Here is a 3,117-nt window from a genome sequence, read left to right on the forward strand (position 1 = left end):
CCGCGACCGCCACGACCGCCGCGACCGCCACGACCGCCGAGCCCGCGCCGGCGCCCGCGGACCAGATCGTCTCCAGCTCCGGCTCGGCCACCGACGACCTGGTGGTGGGCAAGGTCCTGCGCCCGTCGGTCTCGCACGACACCCGCTTCTTCTGGGACGGGGTCCGTGCCCACGAGCTGCGCATCCAGACGCGCGAGGACGGCTCGCTGCAGCACCCGCCCGTCCCGGCGCTCTGGAAGGACAGGTCCGAGCAGACCGACTACGTCGTGGCCTCCGGCCGCGGCACGGTGTACAGCTTCGTCACCCACCACGCCCCGCGCGTGCCGGGTCGCACGCGGTTCCCGTTCGTCATCGCACTGGTGGAGCTGGAGGAGGGTGTGCGGATGCTCGGCGAGCTGCGCGACGTCGACCCGGCCGAGGTCCGGATCGGCATGGAGGTCGAGGTCGAGTTCCTCGACATGCCCGGCGACCCGGCCGAGGACGCCGCGTTCGGCACCGAGCCGTGGACCCTGTACGCGTGGCGACCCGCCGGCGCCCCGCCGGTGGAGCGTCAGATGCCCGAGGTGAAGGAAGAGGCTGCCAAGTGAGCACCGATCGAGTGATCTGCCCCGCCGAGCCGCCCGCCGTGGCGGTGGGGGACCGACTCCCCGAGCTGACCATCGAGGGGACCCCGACCTTCATCGTGGCCTCGGCGCTGGCGACCCGGGATTTCCAGGACGTCCACCACGACCGCGACCTCGCCCACGCCAAGGGCTCCAAGGACATCTTCGTCAACATCCTCACCGACACCGGCCTGGTGCAGCGGTTCGTCACCGACTGGGCGGGCCGGCGCGCCCGCATCACGTCCATCAAGCTGCGGCTCGGCGTGCCCTGGTACGCGTACGACTCCCTCACCCTGACCGGAGAGGTCACAGAGGTCGACGGCGACGGGCTGGTCACTGTGAAGATCGTCGGCACGGACTCACTGGGCGCGCACGTCACCTCGACGGCGACCCTCTACATGTACGGAGACCCCCAGTGAGCACGCTGGCTAACAAGGCTGCGATCGTCGGGATCGGCGCCACCGACTTCTCCAAGGACTCGGGCCGCTCCGAACTGCGCCTGGCCGCCGAGGCCGTGCGCACGGCGGTGGCCGACGCCGGTCTGCAGCCGTCGGACGTCGACGGCCTGGTGTCGTTCACCATGGACACCAACACCGAGATCGCGGTCGCCCGCGCCGCCGGCATCGGCTCGCTGAACTTCTTCTCCCGCATCCACTACGGCGGCGGCGCCGCGTGTGCGACCGTGCAGCAGGCCGCGATGGCCGTGGCGACGGGCGTGGCCGAGGTGGTGGTCTGTTATCGCGCGTTCAACGAGCGCTCCGGGATGCGGTTCGGCCAGGTCAACTCGGCGCTCGTGCAGCAGGTCAACTCCTCCGGCACGGACAACGCCTTCTCCTACCCGCACGGACTGTCGACGCCGGCGGGCTTCGTGGCGATGGTCGCGCAGCGCTACATGCACGAGTACGGCGCCACCAGCGAGGACTTCGGGCGGGTCGCGGTGGTGGACCGCAAGCACGCCGCCGTCAACCCGGCGGCCTTCTTCCACGGCACGCCCATCACGCTGGACGACCACCAGAACTCGCGCTACATCGCCGAGCCCCTGCACCTGCTCGACTGCTGCCAGGAGTCCGACGGCGGGCAGGCGATCGTCGTGACGACCCCCGAGCGGGCGCGGGATCTGCCGCACCGGCCAGTGTCGATCGCGGCGGCGGCCTCGGGTTCGGGTCCGGATCAGTACATCATGACCTCCTATTACCGCCCGGAGCTCGCGGGGTTGCCCGAGATGGGCATCGTCGGCGACCAGCTGTGGGCCCAGTCCGGCCTGCGTCCCCAGGACATGGACATGGCCGTGCTCTACGACCACTTCACGCCGTACGTCCTCATGCAGCTCGAGGAACTGGGCTTCTGTGGCCGAGGGGAGGCCAAGGACTTCGTCCGCGAGCCGGGCGCGCTCGAGGTGGGTGGCCGACTGCCGCTCAACACGCACGGTGGCCAGCTGGGTGAGGCCTACATCCACGGCATGAACGGCATCGCGGAGGGTGTGCGTCAGCTGCGGGGCGACTCGGTCAACCAGGTGCCGGGTGCGGAGAAGCTGGTCGTGACCGCGGGTACGGGCGTGCCGACCTCGGGCCTGGTGCTGACGGTCTGACCGGGGAGTTCAGCCGCGCAGGCACCCGCGGACGAACGAGCCGATGTCGCGCACCGCGACCTTGGCCTCGGGGACGAGCGGGTGGAACACCTGGAACACGTGGAACTGGTGTGGCCACAGTTGGAACTCGTGCCGGACCCCGTGTTCGGCGAAACGCTCCGCGAGTTGCTCGATCCCCCCGCAGAAGATCTCCTCGCCGCCGCACTGGATGAGGAACGGCGGCCAGTCGGGGGACGGGACGTGATTGATCGGCGAGATGGCGGGGTCGTCCGGGTCCACTCCCGGCGCGTACTGGCGTCGGCAGAGCTCGGCCAGGCCGAGGGCGAGGAACGGGTCCTTACGGGCGCGGTCGCGGGCGGTCATGTCGGTGAAGTCCAGATCCACCCACGGTGAGAGCAGGACGACCCCCGCCGGCATCGCGGCCTGCTCCTTCTCGAGCTGCGCGACGAGCTGGAGGGCGAGGTTGCCGCCGGCGGAGTCGCCGGCCACCACGATGTCCTCCGCCCGGAAGCCCATGCTCAGCAGCCACTCCCAGCCGGCGAGGGTGTCCTCCGTGGCCGCAGGGTGCGGATGTTCCGGTGCGAGCCGGTAGTCGGGCAGGAAGACGGGCACGCCGGTCTCGCTGGCCATCCGTGACGCGAGTGCCTTGTGCGACCAGGGGGATCCGAAGGTGAAGCCGCCGCCGTGGATGTGGTAGATCACCTTGTCCGAGTGGAAGAACCGCTTGCGGCCCACCCAGAGTCCGGGCACGGGGCCGTCCGAGGACCAGTCGTTGGTGGTCTCGAGGGCGGCCGCCCGCCCGGCCCCCGAGGTCAGCGCGCGCAGCCGTCCGAGGGACGCGTCGGTCGCCGGCATCATGTCGAGGGCCGGTCGGACGAACATCCTCAGCCCGCCGGCCAGCCCGCGGGACCGCAGGGTCCCCTGCGC

The 3,117-nt window shown here is 70.9% G+C and carries 4 protein-coding genes; 3 read left to right on the forward strand and 1 reads right to left on the reverse strand.

Going from position 1 to position 3,117, the window contains the following annotated elements; genetic code table 11:
- The 3 genes from G6028_RS09905 to G6028_RS09915 all read left to right on the forward strand — a co-directional run.
- A partial coding sequence (locus G6028_RS09905) for a Zn-ribbon domain-containing OB-fold protein (RefSeq protein ID WP_241730666.1) occupies nucleotides 1-587 on the forward strand: 587 nt, incomplete at its 5' end.
- Complete coding sequence (locus tag G6028_RS09910; RefSeq protein ID WP_338404190.1) at nucleotides 584-1,021, forward strand: MaoC family dehydratase; 438 nt, start codon at nucleotides 584-586, stop codon at nucleotides 1,019-1,021. The genes G6028_RS09905 and G6028_RS09910, both read left to right, overlap by 4 nt.
- Complete coding sequence (locus G6028_RS09915) at nucleotides 1,018-2,190, forward strand: lipid-transfer protein (RefSeq protein WP_182641350.1); 1,173 nt, start codon at nucleotides 1,018-1,020, stop codon at nucleotides 2,188-2,190. The genes G6028_RS09910 and G6028_RS09915 overlap by 4 nt, the downstream gene beginning before the upstream one ends.
- A gap of 9 nt (nucleotides 2,191-2,199) precedes the next feature.
- Here the strand turns inward: G6028_RS09915 and G6028_RS09920 are convergent.
- Nucleotides 2,200-3,117, reverse strand: a 918-nt coding sequence (locus tag G6028_RS09920; protein WP_182658761.1) for an alpha/beta hydrolase, incomplete at its 5' end; no start/stop codon positions are given.

Source organism: Dietzia cercidiphylli (assembly GCF_014145145.1).
Lineage (GTDB): Bacteria > Actinomycetota > Actinomycetes > Mycobacteriales > Mycobacteriaceae > Dietzia > Dietzia natronolimnaea.